The following is a 1,507-nucleotide window of genomic DNA, read 5'->3' on the forward strand; positions in this document are numbered from 1 at the left end:
CGTCGCCGCTGTTGTCTGGAGTGAAGCCGATGAAATCATGCCATTCTTTAGCAACGGCTTTGCCGGCAGGATTGCCGTAGGTAGGAGTTGTCTCAACCTCGTCTACACCACCGACGAAAAGTACTTGTACGGAAAGGGGCGATGGAGGCATAACAACTTCAGTGTGTTCAAAATTACTTGGGGTGAGAATCCCCATGTAATTTTGAACACCGTGTAGACGGTGGGGTATTAAACCCACAAAGAAAATGATAATCTTGCCAATAGTTTTGAAGCTCAATGGTGCGTTACGACGGATTGTTCAATACCTTTCATTGTGAGTGATTAATGCAGTCTAACGCACCCTACTGGATCTAATTAGGCTCGTAGTAGTAGATATCTAGACTAAAATTGTGGGTAAAAAAACCTAACCCCCCAACCCCCTTCCCTACCAGGGAAGGGGGAGAAGACTTCCCCCCTCTCCTTGCAGGAGAGGGGTCGGGGGAGAGGTCTTCATTGACTCAAATTTACCCACATTTTAAAGCTAGACAAGCTACTACTAACGTTCCAAAAGTACATAAAGAAATGGATCTAAAGTATCCAATAATTCCTTAACCTCCTCCCAACACCTATCCTTGCTCACCGCTTCTAAAGTAATCGGGTCTAATGGTCTAATCTTGACCAACCGTTCTACCAAAGATTCAACAGTACAAACCCCATCCCACAGAGGCAGCAGACAAACAGCAATACTACTATCTATATGGATAGGTTTTAAAGTGGGCAACTTCACATAACTGCTAATCTCGAAAGGTTGATGGTTATTGATACAGTTAATTAAATCCTCCCTAGCTTGAGAATTTCGTAACTGAGGATGAAGATGTACCTTGGCCTTTTGCCAATCAGAGTCAGTCCATTCAGAAACTGGCACAAAAGATTGACCTTTTTGGGGATGACCACACCAAAAGTCCAACAAGCGGTGCATCGGTTGTAAAAGTTCAAATAAATGCAGTCGTTCCTCAACAGAAATTTCTGGTAAACTCATTCCCAGAAAAGCTGGCAATTCATCCTCACTTTTAAACAAATCTAAAATTTCCCACTGTCGCCATTTCACCATACTAATAAATTCTAAATCCGCACTTTTTAAAGCAGCAAAAATTTCCGGGATAGTATAACCTTTATCTCCCAGTAATAAATAATTACTCAGTATCCATTCTTCATTTTTTGCCCTTTCCGGCTTCCAAACTTGCCGTTTAAGAGTAATTGAATCTTTCAAAGCATCCAAAGTTTCTCGTGCTAGTTCCATTTCCATTTCTCCAGGATTTTCATTCATTAATCCCATCATTTGAAAAACTTCTTGCACCTTAAAATAGTTATGGCGTTGGAGGGAACTATGGAGATTTGTTCTAATAATTCCATCAGGTTTTAAAACAGATTTCATTCCCTGTAAACCTGCAACTATATCTGGCAATAAATACAGAACTTCATCACAATTAATATAGTCAAACTCTAAACCTAAACTTGGCAGTTCTTC

General features: G+C 40.6%; 2 protein-coding genes. Both read right to left on the bottom strand.

The genetic code is table 11. The features are described from left to right. The coding region (locus F6K13_RS32700; RefSeq protein ID WP_287289860.1) for a hypothetical protein at nucleotides 1–277 on the bottom strand (277 nt) is incomplete at its 3' end. A gap of 258 nt (nucleotides 278–535) precedes the next feature. After that, nucleotides 536–1,507, bottom strand: a 972-nt coding sequence (locus tag F6K13_RS32705) for a methyltransferase domain-containing protein (protein WP_287289861.1), incomplete at its 5' end; no start/stop codon positions are given.

It is taken from the genome of Okeania sp. SIO2B9 (assembly GCF_010672505.1).
Lineage (GTDB): Bacteria > Cyanobacteriota > Cyanobacteriia > Cyanobacteriales > Microcoleaceae > Okeania > Okeania hirsuta.